We start from the raw sequence: 19,479 nt of genomic DNA on the forward strand, positions 1-19,479 counted from the left end.
CAATCAATTAGGTTGCTTACATTCATGTCGACACAGCATGTGATCTGGGATGACGCCCTGATCCAGAAATACAATTACAGCGGCCCGCGCTACACCTCCTATCCGACGGCACTGGAGTTTTCCGAGTCCTTTGATTATCCGCAGTTTCTGCGTGCCGCCCAGCAATACCCGCAGCGCCCGTTGTCGCTGTATGTGCATATCCCGTTTTGTCACAAGCTTTGTTACTACTGTGCCTGTAACAAGATCGTGACCCGGCAGCGGCATAAGGCAGAGGAGTACCTTGGTTATCTGGAAAAAGAGATCCGGCAGCAGGCGAAACTGTTTGCCGGTCGCGCGGTGACGCAATTGCACTGGGGCGGAGGTACACCAACTTATCTGTCGCATGAACAGATCGCCCGTCTGATGACCATGCTGAAAACCAACTTCAACTTTGCTGAGGAAGGTGAGTTCAGTATCGAGATTGATCCACGCGAGATCACGCTGGATACGCTGGATGTGCTGAAACAGGCCGGCTTTAACCGCATCAGCCTCGGTGTGCAGGATTTTGATAAACGCGTGCAGGAAGTGGTGAATCGTGAACAGGATAATGACTTTATCCGTGCCATGATCCGCCATGCGAAAGAACTGGGTTTCCGTTCTACCAACCTCGATCTGATTTACGGTTTGCCGCTGCAAACGCGCGAAAGTTTCCGCCACACGCTGGAACAAATCGCCGAGTTACAACCGGATCGTCTGTCGGTGTTTAACTACGCGCATCTGCCGAGCCGGTTTGCCGGACAGCATAAGATCAAAGAAGAGTTGTTACCGTCACCGGCAGAAAAACTGGCGATGTTGCAGGAAACCATCGAATACCTGACTTCGCAGGGTTATCTGTATATCGGCATGGATCATTTTGCCAAACCGGATGATGAGCTGGCGCAGGCGCAACGTGCCGGTGTACTGCACCGCAACTTCCAGGGGTATACCACGCAGGGTGATTGTGATCTGCTGGGGTTAGGGGTGTCTGCCATCAGTATGCTGGGTGATGCCTATTCGCAGAACCAGAAAGAGCTGCAGGTATATTACGAGCAGGTGACTCAGCTTGGTCATGCGCAGTGGAAAGGCTGTGCGCTGCAGCGGGACGATCTCATCCGCCGTGATGTGATCAAGCAACTGATCTGTAATTTCACGCTGGATCCGAAACAGATTGAAGCGATTTACGGGATCTCGTTTGCGGAATATTTCGCCGAAGATCTGAAACTGCTGCAGCCGTTTGTGAATGATGGTCTGGTCGAGGTGGAGGGGCAGTGTCTGCGGGTGACCGCGACCGGGCGCTTGCTGATCCGCAATATCTGCATGTGTTTTGACGTCTATCTGCGCCAGAAAGCGCGGCAGCAGCAATTCTCCCGCGTGATTTGACGCGGTAACCGGAAAAGGGCATTCCTGCCCTTTTTTGTGCCTGTTATTTCCCCGTAATCAGCCTTTCAGGTTTCTATTCGGAATAATGCTGCGTCATTACTATGATTGATAACGCATTATTCTGATTATTCCGGTTGGCATGTTATTTGTTTCTTTCAGATGCGCTATCTTTAGCGCGTTTCTCTGAATTTAAAGTAATAACAGGATCTGTAATGACGCTTAGTTTGTTTGATCTCTTCAAAATCGGTATCGGCCCCTCCAGTTCGCATACGGTCGGCCCGATGAAAGCCGGTTATCTGTTCAGTCAGTTATTACAGCAACTGGAGTTATTACATCATGTTGCACGGGTGCAGGTCATTTTCTACGGCTCGCTGGCCGCTACCGGTAAAGGCCATGGTACGCCGCCGGCACTGTTGCTGGGCTTAGAAGGCGCACTGCCGGAATCGGTGGATCCGGACTGGATCACGCCCCGCTATCAGGCATTACAGGCCGGCGCTGAATTACAGCTGGCTGGTCAGCATGCCATCGCCTTTGATGAAGCCCGTGATGTGTTATTGCGCTGGGAATGTTTGCCGCGGCATACCAACGGCATGCAGTTATTCGCTTTTGATGCAGCCGGAAACACGTTGCTGGCGAAAACCTATTACTCGGTGGGTGGCGGTTTTGTGGTGGATGATGACGAGGCAGATAACGCCGCATCAGTGGATGCTGTCAGTGTGCCGTATCCATTTACTTCTGCTGCCGAATTGATTGCTCTCTGTCATCAGCATCAGCTATCGGTTGCTGAACTGATGCTGGCGAATGAGAAAGTCTGGCGTAACGAAACGGAGATTGCCGTCGGGATTGAGCAAATCTGGCACACCATGCAGTTGTGCGTACAACGCGGTATTCAGCAGCAGGGCATTCTGCCGGGTGGTTTGAACGTTCGCCGCCGTGCGGCGCGCTTACATGACAGCTTGCTTAAACAGCTCGGTTCACCGGGCTGGAATGCGATGGAGTGGGTGAACCTGTATGCACTGGCGGTGAATGAAGAAAACGCGGCCGGCGGGCGGGTGGTGACGGCACCGACTAACGGTGCTGCCGGTATTATTCCGGCGGTACTGCACTATTACATGCAGTTTTGCCCGCAGTTCAGCATTCAGGCATCGGCGGCCAAAGTGCAGGAATTTCTGCTGACGGCTGCAGCGATTGGTATGTTGTGTAAGCTGAATGCGTCGATTTCCGGTGCCGAAGTGGGGTGTCAGGGCGAAGTCGGTTCGGCCTGCGCCATGGCGGCCGCCGGATTAGCGGCCGTGCTGGGCGGTACGCCGGATCAGGTAGAGAATGCCGCGGAAATCGGCATGGAACACAATCTGGGATTAACCTGCGATCCGGTTGCCGGATTGGTACAAATTCCCTGTATTGAACGCAATGCCATGGCATCGGTCAAGGCGATTAATGCGGCCAGCATGGCGTTACGCGGTGACGGTCAGCATTATATTTCGCTGGATAAAGTGATCGCCACCATGCGCGATACCGGTAAGGATATGCTGGATAAATATAAGGAAACCTCGCGCGGCGGGCTGGCGATCAATATTACGGAATGTTAAGCATCACTATTTTTTGATCTGCTGATGAAGTCGGCAGATCATGCTTCCTGTCTGTATCTCATCTGAAATTTGTGAGTACAGAATCACCGGACTGGAAAGCTGATCTCAGTCACAAAGCCCTATTTTTGTTACAAAAATCCAGTTGATGAGCGCTTTTTCCAATATCTTCATGGATACAGACTGGAATAATGACCTGTTTATAAGAATAACAACATACCACGCACACGAATGGAGCCAGATATGAAAGAACAGCTGCAGCGCTATAAGCAGTATCTGCTTACCGGCGTGTCCTACGTGATCCCATTTATCGCCAGTGGCGGGATATTGATTGCGTTGGCAGTGGCGTTTGCTCCTATGACCTCGCAGGGACCTTCGTTTAGCGACTCTCCTTTATTAAAACTGATTGTGGACATCGGCAATCAGGTCTTTGCGCTGCTGTTACCGGTGCTGGCCGGTTACATCGCCTACGCACGGGCCGGTAAACCAGCACTGGTTGCCGGTATGTTGGGCGGGCAAATTTCCTCCACTATTCATGCCGGGTTTATCGGTGCGCTGGTAGCGGGTTTACTGGCCGGCTGGGTGGTGGAATTACTGAAGAAAATGCCGGTACCCAAGGCGTTCCGGCCGCTGACGCCGATCCTGATCATTCCTATTTTATCGGCACTGATTGTCGGTGCGCTGATGTTTGAAGTGGTCGGCGTGCCACTGGCAAACCTGATGGTTTTTCTCGCAGACTGGCTGAAAGGAATGGGGACCGCGAATGCGGTGGTATTAGGTGCGTTGCTGGGCGCGATGGTGGCGTTTGATATGGGCGGTCCGATCAATAAAACCGCCTTTTTCTTTGGTTCTGCCATGATTGCAGAAGGCAATCCGACCATTATGGGGGCGGTAGCCACGGCGATCTGTATTCCGCCGCTGGGGCTGGGACTGGCGACCAAACTGAATAAAAAACTCTGGTCGGCACAGGAACAGGAAGCGGGTTCAGCGGCACTGGCGATGGGCTGTATTGGTATCACCGAAGGGGCGATCCCGTTTGCCGCGGCCGATCCGCTGCGGGTCATTCCGACTATCTGTTTTGGTTCAGCACTCGGCAGTGTCATTGCCATGCTGTCCGGTGTTGCCGATCACGCCCCGCATGGAGGCCCGATTGTGTTGCCAGTCATCGATAACCGGCTGATGTATCTGGTGGCGATCACGGTCGGTGTTGTCGTAACTGCGTTACTGATTAATTTTCTGAAAGCCCGTTCCGGCGCACCGGTCGTGGCTGATCATGAATAAGGATAAGAGGACGTAAACAATGAGAATCGTTGCTGTGACAGCCTGTCCGACCGGCATTGCGCATACCTATATGGCGGCGGAGAAACTGTTCGCTACCGCGAAAGCGCTCGGGCATGAGATCAAGGTGGAAACACAGGGGGCGATGGGTATCGAGAATGAACTCTCGGTGCATGATATCAAAGCGGCAGACAGGGTGCTGATGGCGATTGATATCGTCATCGAAGGTGAGGAACGTTTTGAGAATCAGCGGGTGCTGAAAGTACCGATCCAGGATGTACTGAAAGATCCGAAAGCCGTATTCAAACGACTGGAAGACTGATGATTCGTTGTCCGGGGTGGCCGGGAGCATGCTATGGGTAGTCACAAAATTGAATATCGTTGTAGTCTGCTGCATGGGTTGCATGCGCGTCCGGCCACACAATTAGAAGCCTTTTGTAAGCGTTTCAGCTCAACAATTGACTGGTGTAATCAGCGTAACGGTCGTTGTGCGAATGCGAAGAGCGTACTGGCGTTACTCGGCACGGATACCTTATATGACGATCTGTGCGAAATCACGTTGTCGGGTAAGGACGCCGGCCCGGCTGCCAGTGCGTTGCTGCATTTTTTGCGGCATGAAATGTGCGAAGAAACGGATGCGGAACCAGAACCAGAGAGTTGCAGCATCCGGGTGCCGCGCAGTCTGCGGGCGACTCAGAGTCTGCTGGTCCATGGCACAGCGGTAAGTCCGGGTATCGGTCGTGGCCAACTGGTGGTGCTGGATACGATAGCGCCGGTTCTGCCTGCGGATCTGCGACCGGAACGACTGAGCCGGCGTCAGCAGCTGTTACAGAATGCGCTGACCCGGTTGCAGCAACAATTGTTGTTACAGCTGCAGCAGGCAAAAGCGCAGACAGCACAGGTGCTGCAGGCACATCTGTCGCTGGTGAGTGACTGCGAGTTTCAGCAGGCTCTGCAACGATTGTTGCCGGCGGTTGCTACCGTTGCGCAGGCTATTCTGCAGGTACAGCAGCATTTTCAGACACAATTTCTGGCATCCGCAAGTGGCTATCTGCAGGAGCGTGAACTGGATCTGCGCGATGTCTGTCAGCAGTTGCTGGCACTGCTTTATCCCGAATGGGCACAGAAAGCGTCACTTACCTTAAATACCGCCAGTGTGGTGCTGGCCGATGAACTGACACCGAGTGAGTTTCTGCAGCTGGATCAACGCTATCTGCAGGCATTACTGCTCACTCATGCCGGGCAAACCTCACATACCATCATCCTGGCCAGAGCCGCAAATATTCCGGTATTAACCGGGCTGGCGGACAGCCGTGTACAGCAAGCGGCCGGACAAACTGTGATTGCTGATGCTGAACTGGGAATATGTCTGCTGAAACCTGACGCGGTCGCCGAGCGTTACTATGCATTGTATGCGCAGGTGAAACAGCAGCGCTGGCAACAGTTGCAGCAGCAAAGTCTGCTGGCCGGCTGTAGTGCCGATCAGCAGCGGCTCGAAATCGCCGCCAATATTACCTCGGTTACTGATGCACAAAATGCGTTTCAGGCCGGCGCGGAGGGGATCGGTCTGTTCCGTACCGAAATGCTGTTTATGGAACGGGATGCACCGCCGGATGAGGAAGAGCAGTATCAGGTTTATCGCGCTGTATTGCAGGCGGCAGAGGGGAAGCCGGTCATTATCCGCACCTTTGATATCGGCGGGGATAAACCGCTGGATTATCTGCCGTTCACCACCGAACGGAATCCGTATCTCGGACTGCGCGGTGTCCGGCTTTATCCGTATTGTGAGGCGCTGTTTCGTACCCAACTGCGGGCGTTGTTGCGCGCAGCTTCTGATGGCCCGCTGAAAGTGATGTTGCCGATGGTATCGCAACCGGAAGAACTGCTCTGGGTGCAGCAATTAATTACGGAAGAAGAGTCAGCGTTACATGCCGCTCTTATTCCTCATGCTTCATTTTCACTGGGCATCATGCTGGAAGTACCGGCTGCCGCATTACAGGTCAGCACGTTCTGCGCACTGGCCGATTTTTTCAGTATTGGCAGTAACGATCTGACGCAATATCTGCTGGCGGTCGATCGCAATAATCCACGAGTTGCCCGTTACTATCACTATGCACATCCGGCGTTGTGGTTATTGCTGCAACAGGTTGTCATTCAGGCACATCAACATGGCCGCTGGATCGGGCTCTGTGGTGAGCTGGGCAGTGACCGGCGTTTTTTGCCGTTGCTGCTCGGACTGGGACTGGATGAAATTAGTCTGTCATCAGCCCGGATCACCGAGTGTAAAACGCAACTGTCGCAACTGCATGCCGGACGGTGCCGTCAGTTGCTCCGGCAGGTTTGCGGGTGTGAAAACAGCGAGCAGGTGTTGTCATTGCTGGCAAGCAGCCAGGTCAGCGAACCCCGTCCCATTCTGAGTACGGAAAATATGATCTTGCAGGCTGACTGGCTGAACAAAGAAGAAGTGCTGAAAGGCATGGTGGATCATCTCTGGCTGACCGGCTGGACATCGCAGCCACTTCAGCTGGAAGAAACGCTCTGGGCGCGGGAAGCAGCCTATTCCACCGGGCTTGGGCATGGGATTGCCATTCCGCATGCGATGACAGATGCGATTGATCATCCGGCGATCTCAATCTGCCGGTTAGCACACCCCGTCGACTGGGGATCTCTGGATGGTCAGCCGGTGGATCTGGTGATCATGCTGACACTCAGCACCCGGCTGGGGCGGGAGCAGCATTTGCGCATTTTCTCCCGGCTGGCGCGCCGCATTATGTATGAGGAGTTTTGTCAGCAATTGCGGACCGCAGGTGATGAACAGGCGTTGTGCGCATTACTGCAGCAAGAATTAAATATGTAAGACTCCATGGCGTGTGCGCTATTTTTCCAAACGGTATTCGGTCGGTGTCCTGCCGGTTTTTTTCTTGAATACCCGGCAAAAATAGTTGGTATCACGAAAGCCACAACGATGCGCAATTTCTTCCAGATGCATCGGGTACCGACGCAGCATAAACTTCGCGCGATCGATCCGCACATACACCATATAATCAGCAAAATTCATGTGTCCCTGCTGGCGGAACAGGCGGGAGAGATGATTCGGGCTGATATTAAAACGCCGGGCAACGGTTTCCCGGCTGATCGCCTTGTGGAAATTCTCCTGCACATAAATACAGATCCGCTGGAAGACACTCTGCGCGCGTTGATATTTTTCCGGCTGCGGTTGATGCAGCAGTTCCTGTGTGAACGTCAGCACAGTCATGAGTTGCAGCTGCAGACTCCGCGGTGTCTGCAGTTCCGAGGCCTGTAAATCGATGAGTGCCTGCAGCATGCTGTGCACCGGACTTTTCGCCGACAACGGATAACTGTGTTTTTGCACATCAATAAAATTCTGCTGTTGCTGGCTCCAGCTGACCAGACTGAGCCCCAGTTGCCGGCGGCCAAACAGCAGGCTCAGCACACAGACATCCTCCTGCCATACCGGTTTATTCCAGCAGTTGGCCGGGACAAACAGAAACTGCCCGGTCGTCAGCCGTTGCTCAATTTTATCGCCCTGACTGTCACAAAGGATGTTCTGATAATTGCCGGATAACACCCATTCCAGACGGGGAAAGGTCACCTGAAAAGCGTATTGCGGTGGTGGACAGGTATCATGGGCATACACCAGTTGATGCGTGTGCTCCGAGAGTTCCTCTTCGGTAATGACGCTGAAAATATCCTGAAATACCTGCTGCATGATCTATTCTCAAATAAGGGCGTACATATTGTAACGCAACAGATTTGACGCAGATTGCGTCTTGTCCGAGAAAGTTATATTGTTGCCGCGAATATTGCGTTCATCATATGAACTCCAAGTTCAACTGCAATAAGTGTCAGTATTTCCGTGGTAAAGCACCATACTTTTTATTAGCTGCGGTGCGATGGTAAATTGATGTCAGGAAGGGCTCGTATGAAATTTAAAGCGTGTGTAGTGTTGAGCGTTGTTTCTTCAATGTTCGTCGTGGCGGGATGTACCAATCTTCATTCTGGTGACGTGTATCAGGGAAATCGTGCCGGTATCGTACAGAACGTCAGTTACGGTACTGTAACCAGTATTCGTCAGGTTACTATTCAGGATGACAGTAGCAATATGCCTATCGGCGCTGTAGCCGGTGCCGTCGTGGGTGGTATTTTAGGTCATTCTGTCGGTGGTGGCACAGGTAAGCAACTGGCTACCGTGGGTGGTGTAGTTGCCGGTGGTCTGGCAGGTAATGCTATCCAGAATCAGGCTAACAAAACCACAGGCATGGAAGTCGAAATTCGTCTGGATAATGGCCAGACCATCGCGGTGGTTCAGGCTAATGACCCTAACTTCCAGGTTGGTTCCCGCGTGCGTTTAGTGGATGCCGGTGGTCGTACTACAGCCGCACTGGTTAGTAACGTGAACTCTGGTGCAGCCCCTGTGGTTGTGCAACCGGGTTATACCCCAGTTCAGTAATCTCTGCTTTATACTTATCTTATTATCTTAAACCCGCCAACTGGCGGGTTTTGTGTTTTTACAGACCGGGTAACCAGGCGGCTCCGCGGACACCGCTGCTATCGCCGTGTTTTGCTTTCACGATCCGGGTATTACAGCGATCGGAAAAGATATAAGGCAGCAATGCAGCGGGAAGATCCCGATACAGCGAATCGACATTCGACAAGCCACCACCCAGCACAATCACATGCGGATCAATTACATTGATCACGCTGCCAAGACTGCGGGCAAGCGCATTGACCAGATGCTGATAATGCTCTTCGGCTTTGATATCTCCGTTTTCCTTGGCGGCAATAATCTCGGCTGCAGTGAGCTGAGTGTCGTAACGCTGATTAAAACGGGTTGTAAAACCGGTGCCGGAAACAAACCGTTCCAGACAATTGTTGCGACCACAATAACAAGGTTGTGCCGGGCCGTCCTGTTCCGGTGAATGACCGGGTAGCGGATTGTGCCCCCATTCACCGGCAATGGCATTCGGACCGCTCAGCAGCTGTTTGTTCACCACCACGCCGCCACCGCAGCCGGTGCCTATAATGACGCCAAATACTGTCCGACCATCTTTGCCGGCGCCATCGACTGCTTCTGATAACGCAAAACAGTCGGCATCATTGGCCAGTGCGACGGTCTGACCGAGCCGTTGTTCCAGATCGGCGCGCAGATCCTGTCCGTTGAGGATCAGAATATTGGAGTTTTTGATCCGGCCGGTATCCGGACTGATTGCACCGGGCAAACCGATACCGACAGAAAAAGAGTGATTAAATTCGGTACGGTATTGCGTAACTAATGCAGTCACGCTGTTCAGAAATTCGCAGTACTGCTGATTTGGAGTGGCAATGCGGTGCTTTTTCAGACATTGTCCCCGGTCATCTAATAACTGTGCCTCGATTTTGGTACCGCCAATATCCAGACCTAATCGCAACATAATGTTCTCCGAAGAGGAAATAAAAGACGGTATTCCGGCGGGAATAGAACCGGAATACCGAAGGACGCATTTAATTAAATCCGGGCTGCGTTTTGCTTATACAGATCAACCAGTTCCGTGATCAGCTCTTTGGCCAGAATCGAGGTCATCAGGTGATCCTGTGCATGCACCATCACCAGTGTCATCCTGGTTTTGCCTTCACCTTCATCGGCTTCGATGAGCTGGGTCTGTACCGCATGCGCTTCACGGGCAAAGGTATTGGCTTCTTTTAGCAGGGAATCTGCTTCAACGAACTGTCCTTGTTTCGCCTGATGCAATGCTTCAAAGCAGAGACTGCGTGATTGTCCGGCATTTACAATGATGCCCATGACTGCTTCTTCTAAATCCATCATCTTTTTTCCTTAAAAACCATTATTGCGGGAGACATCGGCGAACCATTCGCCACTCTTTTTAATCGTGCGTTTTTGGGTGGCCAGATCGAGCTGTACAAAGCCATAACGGTTTTTATAGGCGTTGCTCCATGACCAGTTATCGATGAAGGTCCACAGGTGATAACCCTTACAGGCGCAATTTTCACTGATGCCTTTATGCAGCCATTGCAGATGATCACTAACAAACTTGATGCGGTAGTCATCCTGGATCTGACCTTCCACCAGAAATTTTTCTTCGCCTTCGACACCCATGCCGTTCTCAGAAATGTAAGAAGGAATGTTGCCGTAGTTGTCCCGCAGATTGATCAGAATGTCGTAGATGCCTTTTTCGTAGATCTCCCAGCCACGGTGTGGGTTCATCTTGCGGCCCGGCATTTCGTAATAATCAAAGAACCATTCCGGCATGAACGGACTGGCCGGATTCACTGCATTGGCGCGGGCTTTCACGCGGCGTGGCTGGTAGTAATTCACGCCCAGTAAATCAACTTTTCCCTGTGCCAGCAGCTCGGCATCGCCGGCTTCGCAGTGCGGCAACTGATCGTATTGCTTGAGCAATTCCACCAGTTCAGCCGGATATTCGCCTTTTACCGCCGGGTCGAGGAAACTGCGGTTAAAGAACAGATCGGCAATTTTTGATGCCTGCAGATCTGACGGATGTTGTGAGCGCGGGTAAGAGGGGGTCAGGTTCAGCACAATGCCGATCTGGCCTTCCTGCTGCAATGCACGGTAGCGTTGCACTGCTTTGGCATGTGCCAGCATAGTGTGATAGGCCACAGTCGCGGCGCGGCGGAAATCAACCACGTTCGGGTAATGGAAGTCGTACAGATAGCCGCCTTCCACCGGCACAATCGGTTCATTGAAGGTGAACCAGAATTTCACTTTGCCACCAAACAGACGGAAGCAGGTTTCCGCAAAATCGGCGTAAGCATCGACCACTTCACGACTTTCCCAGCCGCCTTTTTCCTGCATGCACAGTGGCATATCGAAGTGGAACAGGTTGATGAATGGCTCGATGCCATTGGCCAGCAGCTCATCCAGCATGTCGTTATAAAATCTGACTGCTAACGGATTTACCTCTCCGGTACCGTTCGGGATCAGGCGCGCCCAGGCAATGGAGGTGCGGAAGGTATTGTGATTCAGCTGTTTCATCAGTTGGATATCACTGCGGAAGTGATCGTAAAACGTGGAGGTATCCTGCGGGCCAACCTGATTGAAAAAGCGATTAGGCGATTCGTCAAACCACTTGTCCCAGATGGTGGCTGACTTGCCATCCCGCAGGGTGGCACCTTCAGATTGCGGGCCAGAGGAGGCGCTGCCCCACCAGAAATTTTCCGGAAAACGATACTGCATCATCATTATCTCATTCAAAAATTCAGAAGGTGTGCAGATGACAGGGGGGCTGCCATCCGCACGGTTTTACAAGGCGTTAAGCAGTGGCTGGTTCGCCAGCATGGGCTTCAGCCGCAGTTTCTTCTTCCTGTTTCAGTAGCGTACGTTCGTAAGCTTTCAGGAACGGATAGTACATAACTGCCGACATCACCATACAAATCAAACACATAACCACCGGGCTGAATGACCAGTTGGCCGCCCAGGAGGCACCCAGCGGCGCCGGGCTGGTCCATGGCGTCATGGAGACGACACGAGCGACTAGACCCATGCTGGTGGCGACATACGCCAACACGGCATTGACCATTGGTACCAGGATGAATGGCAGGAAGAACACCGGGTTCATCACGATTGGTGCGCCAAACAGGATTGGCTCGTTGATATTAAACAGGCCCGGAACCACCCCCATTTTGCCGATGGTACGCAGGTGGATCGCTTTACTGCGCAGCAGCAGGAAGGCCAGCGGCAATGTAGATCCGACACCGCCGATCAGCAGGTAGTGATCCCAGAAACCTTGCAGATAGATATGAGTGAGTTCACCGCCGGCGGCCAGTGCCGCCTGGTTTTCGGCCAGATTGGCCATCCAGAACGGGTTCATGATCCCGGTGACGATCAACGCGCCGTGAATACCGGCAAACCACAGGATCTGACAGATAAACAGTGAGATCAGAATGGCTGGCAGGCTGTCAGAAGCAGAAACCAGCGGTTTCACCATCGACATGATCGCTTCCGGCAGGATCATGCCGGTTTCACTTTCAATAAACAGATTCAGCGGATGCAGCGTCAGAATGATCACCATCACCGGGATCAGAATTTCAAACGAACGTGCCACACCGGTCGGTACCTGCTCCGGCAGACGGATGGTGATATTTTTCCGCTTCAGGAAGGCATACACCTCAGTGGCATAAATAGAACAGATCAGCGCAGTGAAGATCCCCTGACCGGAGAAATACTGAGTGGAAATGGCGCCATCTTTAATCGGCGCGGCCACTAACAGGAAGGACATCAGTGACAGCAAACCGGTCGTGATCGGGTCTAATTTGTAGTGACGTCCCAGACTGGCTGCAACACCCACGGAAATAAACAGCGTCATCACCCCCATGCTGAGCTGGAAGGGCAGCAACAACTGGTTCTGGTAAGTTTTGGCAAAATCCAGCCACGCCCGGGCAAAGCCCCATTTTGTTTCCGGATCAAATGGCGGGAAAATAAACACCAGCATGAAACTACCGACGATCATGAACGGCAGTGCGGCGATAAACCCGTCACGGATGGAGGTGACATATTTCTGTTGTCCCAGTTTTGCTGCCAGTGGCGTGACCGTATCTTCAATCATCGTCACCATTTTGTTGTATGCACTCATTGCATCATCCTTTGGCCAGTCGTGTGTTTACTTGATCAGAGACAAAGCGAAATCGAGCACTTTGTCCCCGCGTTGCATGCCGTAATCCGTCATTGCGATAGGTTCTACCGGAACGCCATACGGTTTCGCCCGCGCCTGCAAATCGGCGAGCATGTATTTCACCTGAGGGCCCAGTAATACCGCCTGATATTTGGACACCTGTTCATCAAACTCCGCCGCACCAAAGGCTTTGATCTCTACTGGTAACTGACGTTTTTCCGCTTCAGCCAGCATTTTTTTCACCAGCAAACTGGTCGACATTCCGGCTGAACAACACAACATAATTTTTTTCATGGTTAACTCCTCAACAACATCCAGTGACATAACTATAGACCTCAGGAAACAAATGGGAAACCGGTTACCCATTGTTGCATTATGGCTCTGTGAGTTGGATCACCGTTATCGGCAAGGATCCGGATAAAAGTGTGATCCATCTTGGATCTTGCGAGATGTAAACGGTTGCCGAAGAGAGCAAGGATTGCTTTTGGAGACGAAGCGGTTAGTCTGCAGCGGAATAAGCAGAAAAAGAGGCAGTAATGGGTTCTTACTGGATGCAGTTAATGGTATCGGCGATTGAGCAGTGGATGACACCGCTGGCGCGTTACCTGACAAAAAGCCGCTATCTGATCGCATTGCGGGATGGCTTCCAGCTCGCCATGCCTTTCGTTATCGTCGGTAGTCTGTGCGTGCCGTTGCTGTATCCGCCATTCCCGCCGGACAGCACTAATTGGTTGGCAGTACTCTGGAATCATGTTTCCACGGATCTGCGTGTGGTCTGGCTGGCCCCGTATCAGATCACCATGGGGCTTATTTCGCTGCTGGTCTCGTTTGGTATGGCCGCGAGTCTGGCCAAGAGCTATGGCTTACCGGAACGCCTCTCCGGTTTGACCGGTTCGGTCAGCTTTATGCTGCTTGCAGGGTTTTACCAGAATGGCGGTGTCGATGCCCGCTATCTGGGTGGGATGGGGTTGTTCACAGCGATCATTGCTGCAATCTATTCCATTGAAGTTATTCGTTTTTTCTATCAGCGTAACTGGACGATCCGCGTGCCGGAGGAAGTACCTAAAATTACATCCAGTGGCTTCCTGCTTATTATTCCGCTGTTTTTTATCCTGATCAGCCTGACGCTGATTAATCTGTTACTGCAGCAGCATTTCGGTGCTGTGTTTCCTGAGTTGGTGGAAAAACTGTTCCGGCCGATGATCGTGGCATCTGACAGTCTGCCGGCCGTCTGGTTATCCCTGCTGGTGTGTAATCTGCTGTGGTTTATGGGGATCCACGGCGCCCTGTTGATCACCGGCATCATGTACCCCTTCTGGATGTCGAACATACTGGACAATCAGGCGGCACTGGCTGCCGGACAAGTGTTACCGCACATTTATGTGCATGCATTCTGGGATTTTTATCTGCTGATTGGTGGTGTGGGCTCGACGTTGCCGCTGGCTTTTATGGCTTTGCGCAGCCGTTCGCAGCAATTGCGTAGCGCCGGTAAACTGGGATTATTTCCTTCCTTGTTCAACATCAATGAGCCGATCCTGTTTGGTTTTCCGGTAATAATGAATCCCTTGTTTTTATTACCATTTTTGTTGGCGCCGTTGGTGAATGCGACTTTGGCGTGGTATCTGACAGAATGGGGCTGGCTGGATCGGTTTGTCGCAATTCTGCCCTGGTCGATGCCATCACCGATTGGTGCCGCCTGGTCAGCCAATGGCAGCTGGCGTACCGCATTAATGAGTTTACTGGCACTAGCGAATGCCTGGATTATTTACTATCCCTTCTTCAAGGTACATGAACGGATGTTATTGGAAAATAAACGCGCCATGATGCAGAAAAAAGGCTACTAAGCTGCATTTGTGGCTATAATAATGAGTAATTTGGAAATCGGTTTCCAGCGTAAACTTTAATCAGGGCGCATAGTTTGGCATACTGTGAGCCGTATTTTCAGAGGCAAGAACATGACCACAATTCTCGATGTATGCAGATTGGCCAATGTATCTAAAGCAACCGTATCCCGGGTGCTGAGCGGCAATCGCAAGGTGAAAGAAGATACCCGGGACGTGGTAATGCGAGCCGTTGAACAACTGAATTATCGCCCTAACCAGCTGGCGCAATCACTTGCCACCAAAGTCAGTAATACGGTTGGTGTGCTCACCAATGGGTTGACCGACAGTCAGCTTGGGCAGGTTTTACGTCAGCTGGATTCGGCACTCTGGGGACAGGGACGTAGTTTCATTCTGGCGAATGGGGTTGATGGTGCAGCCTCGCTGGCCGATAAACTGAGTTTTCTGGCCTCCCGACATTGTGATGCCATCCTGTTACTGGGCAAAAATTACGACCATCGCTGGTTTGATGATCTGGATGTCAGCGATTTGCCGCCGCTGCTAACCATGAATCAGACGCTGGATGAGATTGATGGTGTGCAGTTTGATCAGGCACTGACCGCTGAACTGGCCTGCAATTATCTCTATTCACATGGTCATACCCAGATCGCGGTATTACTGGAGTCAGGCAGTGGTGGTGAACAGATGTTGCAGGGCTACCGCCACGCACTGGAAAACCGTAGTCTGCCATTTAACAGACAAATGGTGGCACAACATGCAGATGGTGCTACTGCAATCAGTATGCTGATCAATCGTTATATTCCGTTTACCGCAGTGCTGGTGCCTGATGATCATCAGGCTATTGAAGTGATCCGCACACTGGCGCAGTACAACATTCAGGTGCCACAGGAAGTCTCGGTGATCAGTTTGATGACCGGTATTGAAGGGGAACGCTATACCCCGGCGATCACCGGTTTTGAAGTCCCGGAAGAAAAGATGCTGCAGTCATTGTTACGTCTGCTGGACGATGTGATTAAAGGTGGCGGAGAAGGCGGTTCCGATGTTACCCGCGAGTTTATGGGAAAATTAATAATCAGGCAATCGGTCAGAACGATGGAATAACGACCGCTCTCTCCGATTGCCAGGGGGTCATCGCTTTTTATCGTATTCACTCTGTTTGAGCATTCTTTCAATAGTCTGAAGAATACGGCGTATCTGTTGCTCGTGATGAGGGGGCAGCCGATGCGGAGTCAGAATTAACTGTTTCATCTCACACCTTCCAGAATCGTTTTATCGATACGTTCTTCCTTGGTTCCTTATCTCTATTATCGTTCATGAAAGGACAAGTCGCCGGAAATTGTTTCAATAGCGGCTTAATTGCGCAATAAAATACTGCTTATCTGCAAATTGACCTGAAATCGTTCGAATCGCTTCACTGGCCGTCTGATACCGTGCTATCCCGGAAAGGGGATTTGGTGGAGCCGAAATAAAAACAGCGCCGGCAAATGAATGACGGCGCTTTTCAGACAACGTGCAATTTGAACTAGTTCATGTCCAGTTCTTTCAGTTTCCGTGTCAGGGTATTGCGACCCCAACCCAGCAGGCGGGCTGCTTCCTGCTTATGGCCGTGCGTGTGCTGCAGCGCGGTATTCAGCATGATGCGTTCAAATTCCGGCAATGCTTCGGAAAGAATATCCACTTCGCCGCGCGCCAGTTTCTGCGCGATCCATTGCTGCAGCTGTTCTTGCCAGCGCAGTGATACCGGCTCTTTACCAGCTACCGGACGTTCTTCCACCGGATTCAGCAGTTCAGGCGGCAGATCAGACACCAGCACTTCCTGACCGGAAGCCATCACTGTTAACCAGCGGCAGACGTTCTCCAGCTGACGCACGTTTCCCGGCCATGGCAGACGGCTGATATAGGCTTCGGTATCCGGATGCAGCATTTTCGCTTCCACATTCAGCTCTTTTGCTGCGCGCAACAGGAAATGCTGAGCCAGCTTCGGAATGTCTTCCCGGCGTTCACGCAACGATGGAATATGAATACGAATGACGTTCAGACGGTGGAACAAGTCTTCACGGAAATCGCCCGCAACTACGCGTTTTTCCAGATCCTGATGGGTCGCGGCAATAATACGCACATCCACCTGAATAGATTGATGACCACCGACCCGATAAAACTGGCCGTCAGCCAGAACACGCAACAAACGCGTCTGTACGTCCAGCGGCATATCGCCGATCTCATCGAGAAACAGCGTGCCGCCGTTCGCCTGTTCAAAACGCCCCTGACGCACACTGTTTGCGCCGGTAAATGCGCCTTTTTCATGACCGAACAGCTCTGATTCAATCAGATCTTTCGGGATCGCAGCCATATTCAGCGCAATGAACGGTTTCGCTGCGCGTGGGCTATGGCGGTGCAGAGCATGGGCAACCAGCTCTTTACCGGTACCGGACTGACCATTGATCAGTACAGAAATGGAAGAGCGGGCCAGACGACCAATCGCACGGAACACCTCCTGCATCGCCGGTGCTTCACCGATGATTTCCGGTGCCGTGGTGGCAACCTGCTGGCGGGCGCGACGCTTGTTTCTTTGCTCATGCAGATGACTTTCGGCGCGTTGAACCAGTGCGACAGCTTCATCGATATCAAACGGTTTCGGCAGATATTCAAATGCCCCGCTCTGATAAGCATTTACGGCACTGTCCAGATCCGAATGGGCGGTCATAATAATGACCGGAATATCCGGCTGTTTATCCTGGATCAGCTGTAATAAGGAAAGTCCGTCAATGCCAGGCATACGAATATCCGATACGATCACGTCCGGAATAGTCTGGTTATTATCCAGAGCCGCCAGCAGACTTTCGCCATCCTCAAATGACTGACACTCGAAATGTTCTGCACTCAGGGCTCGCTCCAGAACCCAGCGAATAGAGCTGTCATCATCGACAATCCAGACTTTGGCTGCCATGGTGTATATCCTTATTACTTACGAAGCGGTAAATAGATGCAAAATTCAGTGTGTCCCGGCCAGCTGACACATTCGATGCGGCCTTTATGCTGATCAATTAAATTCTGTGCGATGGAAAGTCCTAAACCGGTGCCGCCATCCTTACCCGTAACCATCGGGTAAAACAAGGTATCCCGGATGTTTTCCGGTATGCCCGGGCCATCATCGATAATGCGGATTTCAGCCGCCAGCCGGTAACGTTTCCCGTGGATCGTGATCTGAAATACGGTACGGGTCTTCAACTTGATCGTGCCATGACCGTGCATGGCTTCTACGGCATTACGCACTATGTTCAGGAAAGCCTGTTGCAGCTGTTCCTGTTCCATCTCGAAATCAGGAATGCTGGGGTCGTAATCCCGTTCAATTTTTATTCCCGGCGGCAGTTCCATCTCGACCAGACGGCGAACCTGCTCCAGAACGGAATGCACATTATGTACCTGATGTCGTCCCGGACGCTGGGGCCCGAGCAAGCGATCAACCAGATTCCGTAAGCGATCCGCCTGCGCGATGATAATGCCGGTATATTCTTTCAGCTGTTCATCCGGCAGGGCTTTTTCCAGTAACTGTGCCGCACCGCGTAAACCACCCAGCGGGTTTTTGATCTCATGCGCCAGTCCGCGCACCAGATCACGTGCTGCCAGTTGCTGTGAATGCTGTTGCTGTTCCTGGCTGATGCGTTTTTGCTGGTCAATTTTGCGTAACTCAACCAGTGCCATTTGTTCCTGATGGTCATAGACCGCAATGACGCTGACTTCCACACTGCGCGGTTCGTTTTCGACGACCAGCGTTACCTCATTATCGGTAAATCCCTGGCCTTGTATCAGGCAATGCCGTAAGCGTTCCAGATCCAGCGAAATGTAATCAACCACCTGCTCCAGCGCATGATCCAGTAAACGACGGGCACTCACGCCCATCAGCTGCTCTGCCGCCGGATTGACATACCGGACAATCAGATGCTTATCCAGCAGAATGACGGCTGTCAGTAAATTATCCAGCAGCAATTTTGGTAAATCAGGACGGCTATTCAAGTGTTGATCTCCCAGACACTAATCGCACCAATCCGGTGCTTAGTCTTGTTATCTTCTGGTGCGCCTGAACCAGAATGGTGCCGGCACTTCGGATCAGGTTACCTGACGGCTATGACCCGGAACAGATAAACCGTAACTGTTCCAGATGATGCAAGTATCTTGCCGCTTTTTGATACCAATTCAGTTCTTAGCTGATGGGCACCTCGGTCGATATCACTGACCTGACAACTCAAGCTTGCAGCATCACACGGATACCGGTTTTCGTCTACGTAGAGGAACAGCTCTGCGGGATCCTCTTCAGGAATAGCGGGTGTGAGCTGATTTTGTACGGTGATGCGGCCTTCATTATCGCGGATCGTCTGTTCTGTCAGCGGGGAGGAGATACTCAGACTGTAAGCAATGGTGGGGGGAGTTTCTTTTTGATCCTGCGCTGATGTATCGATAACCGGATTGGGGTTGCTTGCCGGAGGATTCGCAATCTCAATCTGCATACGTTGCATTTGTTTGCCGGGTACCGGTCTGTCACTGAAGTGCATGACACCCTGTGCATCAGTCCAGTAATAGACGTTTGCATTTTCATCTGCGGCTTGCACCGCCCAGGATAACCCGAGCGCTAACCATATACCTGATATTCTTTTCATAGTGCGGTTCCCTGCCCGTTGTTATTAATAGAGTACAAATGAAAACATCAGGTTAAATCATAATCAAAAAAAA

The 19,479-nt window shown here is 51.9% G+C and carries 17 protein-coding genes; 8 read left to right on the forward strand and 9 right to left on the reverse strand.

The features are described from left to right. Positions 1-24 precede the first annotated feature (24 nt). From hemN to ptsP, 5 genes are all read left to right on the forward strand, one after another. Positions 25-1,398: an oxygen-independent coproporphyrinogen III oxidase gene (gene hemN, locus TOLA_RS02300; protein WP_012728669.1), complete on the forward strand. Its 1,374-nt coding sequence runs from the start codon at positions 25-27 to the stop codon at positions 1,396-1,398. 212 nt (positions 1,399-1,610) lie between these two features. Continuing rightward, positions 1,611-2,987 carry an L-serine ammonia-lyase gene (locus tag TOLA_RS02305; RefSeq protein ID WP_012728670.1) on the forward strand — a complete coding sequence of 459 codons (1,377 nt, stop codon included), beginning with the start codon at positions 1,611-1,613 and terminating at the stop codon, positions 2,985-2,987. A 240-nt stretch (positions 2,988-3,227) separates the two neighbouring features. After that, entirely contained in the window at positions 3,228-4,265 is a 1,038-nt protein-coding gene (locus TOLA_RS02310; RefSeq protein ID WP_012728671.1) for a PTS fructose transporter subunit IIC, read from the forward strand. Positions 4,266-4,284: 19 nt separating this feature from the next. Next, entirely contained in the window at positions 4,285-4,584 is a 300-nt protein-coding gene (locus TOLA_RS02315) for a PTS fructose transporter subunit IIB (protein ID WP_012728672.1), read from the forward strand. A 33-nt stretch (positions 4,585-4,617) separates the two neighbouring features. Next, positions 4,618-7,119: a phosphoenolpyruvate--protein phosphotransferase gene (gene ptsP / locus TOLA_RS02320; RefSeq protein ID WP_012728673.1), complete on the forward strand. Its 2,502-nt coding sequence runs from the start codon at positions 4,618-4,620 to the stop codon at positions 7,117-7,119. A gap of 18 nt (positions 7,120-7,137) precedes the next feature. Here ptsP and TOLA_RS02325 read toward each other — a convergent pair whose 3' ends face one another. Beyond that, positions 7,138-7,992, reverse strand: a complete 855-nt coding sequence (locus TOLA_RS02325; protein ID WP_012728674.1) for an AraC family transcriptional regulator — start codon at positions 7,990-7,992, stop codon at positions 7,138-7,140. 213 nt (positions 7,993-8,205) lie between these two features. Between TOLA_RS02325 and TOLA_RS02330 the strand changes: the two genes are divergently transcribed. After that, a complete protein-coding gene (locus TOLA_RS02330) occupies positions 8,206-8,733 on the forward strand; it encodes an outer membrane lipoprotein (protein WP_012728675.1) in 528 nt (175 codons plus the stop codon). Between the two features lie 58 nt (positions 8,734-8,791). On the opposite strand, the gene TOLA_RS02335 is transcribed toward TOLA_RS02330, so the two are convergent. The 5 genes from TOLA_RS02335 to TOLA_RS02355 form a co-directional block, all read right to left on the reverse strand. After that, positions 8,792-9,694, reverse strand: a complete 903-nt coding sequence (locus TOLA_RS02335; protein ID WP_012728676.1) for an ROK family protein — start codon at positions 9,692-9,694, stop codon at positions 8,792-8,794. A 74-nt stretch (positions 9,695-9,768) separates the two neighbouring features. Beyond that, positions 9,769-10,086: a PTS lactose/cellobiose transporter subunit IIA gene (locus TOLA_RS02340; protein ID WP_012728677.1), complete on the reverse strand. Its 318-nt coding sequence runs from the start codon at positions 10,084-10,086 to the stop codon at positions 9,769-9,771. Positions 10,087-10,095: 9 nt separating this feature from the next. Continuing rightward, positions 10,096-11,475, reverse strand: coding sequence for a glycoside hydrolase family 1 protein (locus TOLA_RS02345; RefSeq protein WP_041609629.1), 1,380 nt, complete (start codon positions 11,473-11,475; stop codon positions 10,096-10,098). A 76-nt stretch (positions 11,476-11,551) separates the two neighbouring features. Then, positions 11,552-12,871: a PTS cellobiose transporter subunit IIC gene (locus TOLA_RS02350; protein WP_012728679.1), complete on the reverse strand. Its 1,320-nt coding sequence runs from the start codon at positions 12,869-12,871 to the stop codon at positions 11,552-11,554. 27 nt (positions 12,872-12,898) lie between these two features. After that, positions 12,899-13,204, reverse strand: coding sequence for a PTS sugar transporter subunit IIB (locus TOLA_RS02355; protein ID WP_012728680.1), 306 nt, complete (start codon positions 13,202-13,204; stop codon positions 12,899-12,901). Positions 13,205-13,446: 242 nt separating this feature from the next. Here TOLA_RS02355 and TOLA_RS02360 point away from each other — a divergent pair, with 242 nt between their 5' ends. Together TOLA_RS02360 and TOLA_RS02365 are read left to right on the forward strand one after the other, a co-directional pair. Then, positions 13,447-14,754 carry a PTS cellobiose transporter subunit IIC gene (locus TOLA_RS02360; RefSeq protein ID WP_012728681.1) on the forward strand — a complete coding sequence of 436 codons (1,308 nt, stop codon included), beginning with the start codon at positions 13,447-13,449 and terminating at the stop codon, positions 14,752-14,754. A gap of 111 nt (positions 14,755-14,865) precedes the next feature. Further along, positions 14,866-15,852 (forward strand): LacI family DNA-binding transcriptional regulator, encoded by a 987-nt coding sequence (locus TOLA_RS02365; RefSeq protein WP_012728682.1) that lies wholly within the window; start codon positions 14,866-14,868, stop codon positions 15,850-15,852. 421 nt (positions 15,853-16,273) lie between these two features. Here the strand turns inward: TOLA_RS02365 and glnG are convergent, their stop codons facing one another. The 3 genes from glnG to TOLA_RS16295 form a co-directional block, all read right to left on the reverse strand. Next, positions 16,274-17,698, reverse strand: coding sequence for a nitrogen regulation protein NR(I) (glnG, locus tag TOLA_RS02370; RefSeq protein WP_012728684.1), 1,425 nt, complete (start codon positions 17,696-17,698; stop codon positions 16,274-16,276). 14 nt (positions 17,699-17,712) lie between these two features. After that, the gene (glnL, locus tag TOLA_RS02375) at positions 17,713-18,765 is read right to left on the reverse strand and encodes a nitrogen regulation protein NR(II) (RefSeq protein WP_012728685.1); all 1,053 of its coding nucleotides are present in this window, start codon (positions 18,763-18,765) and stop codon (positions 17,713-17,715) included. A 98-nt stretch (positions 18,766-18,863) separates the two neighbouring features. Beyond that, positions 18,864-19,406, reverse strand: coding sequence for a DUF4124 domain-containing protein (locus TOLA_RS16295; RefSeq protein WP_012728686.1), 543 nt, complete (start codon positions 19,404-19,406; stop codon positions 18,864-18,866). Positions 19,407-19,479 lie beyond the last annotated feature (73 nt).

This window comes from Tolumonas auensis DSM 9187 (genome assembly GCF_000023065.1).
Taxonomy (GTDB): domain Bacteria; phylum Pseudomonadota; class Gammaproteobacteria; order Enterobacterales; family Aeromonadaceae; genus Tolumonas; species Tolumonas auensis.

What these genes read in the sequence shown, in the direction of transcription:
- hemN (WP_012728669.1), top strand. Translation starts at nt 25, where the DNA reads ATGTCGACACAGCATGTGATCTGGGATGACGCCCTGATCCAGAAATAC.
- TOLA_RS02305 (WP_012728670.1), top strand. Translation starts at nt 1,611, where the DNA reads ATGACGCTTAGTTTGTTTGATCTCTTCAAAATCGGTATCGGCCCCTCC.
- TOLA_RS02310 (WP_012728671.1), top strand. Translation starts at nt 3,228, where the DNA reads ATGAAAGAACAGCTGCAGCGCTATAAGCAGTATCTGCTTACCGGCGTG.
- TOLA_RS02315 (WP_012728672.1), top strand. Translation starts at nt 4,285, where the DNA reads ATGAGAATCGTTGCTGTGACAGCCTGTCCGACCGGCATTGCGCATACC.
- ptsP (WP_012728673.1), top strand. Translation starts at nt 4,618, where the DNA reads ATGGGTAGTCACAAAATTGAATATCGTTGTAGTCTGCTGCATGGGTTG.
- TOLA_RS02325 (WP_012728674.1), bottom strand. Translation starts at nt 7,992, where the DNA reads ATGCAGCAGGTATTTCAGGATATTTTCAGCGTCATTACCGAAGAGGAA.
- TOLA_RS02330 (WP_012728675.1), top strand. Translation starts at nt 8,206, where the DNA reads ATGAAATTTAAAGCGTGTGTAGTGTTGAGCGTTGTTTCTTCAATGTTC.
- TOLA_RS02335 (WP_012728676.1), bottom strand. Translation starts at nt 9,694, where the DNA reads ATGTTGCGATTAGGTCTGGATATTGGCGGTACCAAAATCGAGGCACAG.
- TOLA_RS02340 (WP_012728677.1), bottom strand. Translation starts at nt 10,086, where the DNA reads ATGATGGATTTAGAAGAAGCAGTCATGGGCATCATTGTAAATGCCGGA.
- TOLA_RS02345 (WP_041609629.1), bottom strand. Translation starts at nt 11,475, where the DNA reads ATGCAGTATCGTTTTCCGGAAAATTTCTGGTGGGGCAGCGCCTCCTCT.
- TOLA_RS02350 (WP_012728679.1), bottom strand. Translation starts at nt 12,871, where the DNA reads ATGAGTGCATACAACAAAATGGTGACGATGATTGAAGATACGGTCACG.
- TOLA_RS02355 (WP_012728680.1), bottom strand. Translation starts at nt 13,204, where the DNA reads ATGAAAAAAATTATGTTGTGTTGTTCAGCCGGAATGTCGACCAGTTTG.
- TOLA_RS02360 (WP_012728681.1), top strand. Translation starts at nt 13,447, where the DNA reads ATGGGTTCTTACTGGATGCAGTTAATGGTATCGGCGATTGAGCAGTGG.
- TOLA_RS02365 (WP_012728682.1), top strand. Translation starts at nt 14,866, where the DNA reads ATGACCACAATTCTCGATGTATGCAGATTGGCCAATGTATCTAAAGCA.
- glnG (WP_012728684.1), bottom strand. Translation starts at nt 17,698, where the DNA reads ATGGCAGCCAAAGTCTGGATTGTCGATGATGACAGCTCTATTCGCTGG.
- TOLA_RS16295 (WP_012728686.1), bottom strand. Translation starts at nt 19,406, where the DNA reads ATGAAAAGAATATCAGGTATATGGTTAGCGCTCGGGTTATCCTGGGCG.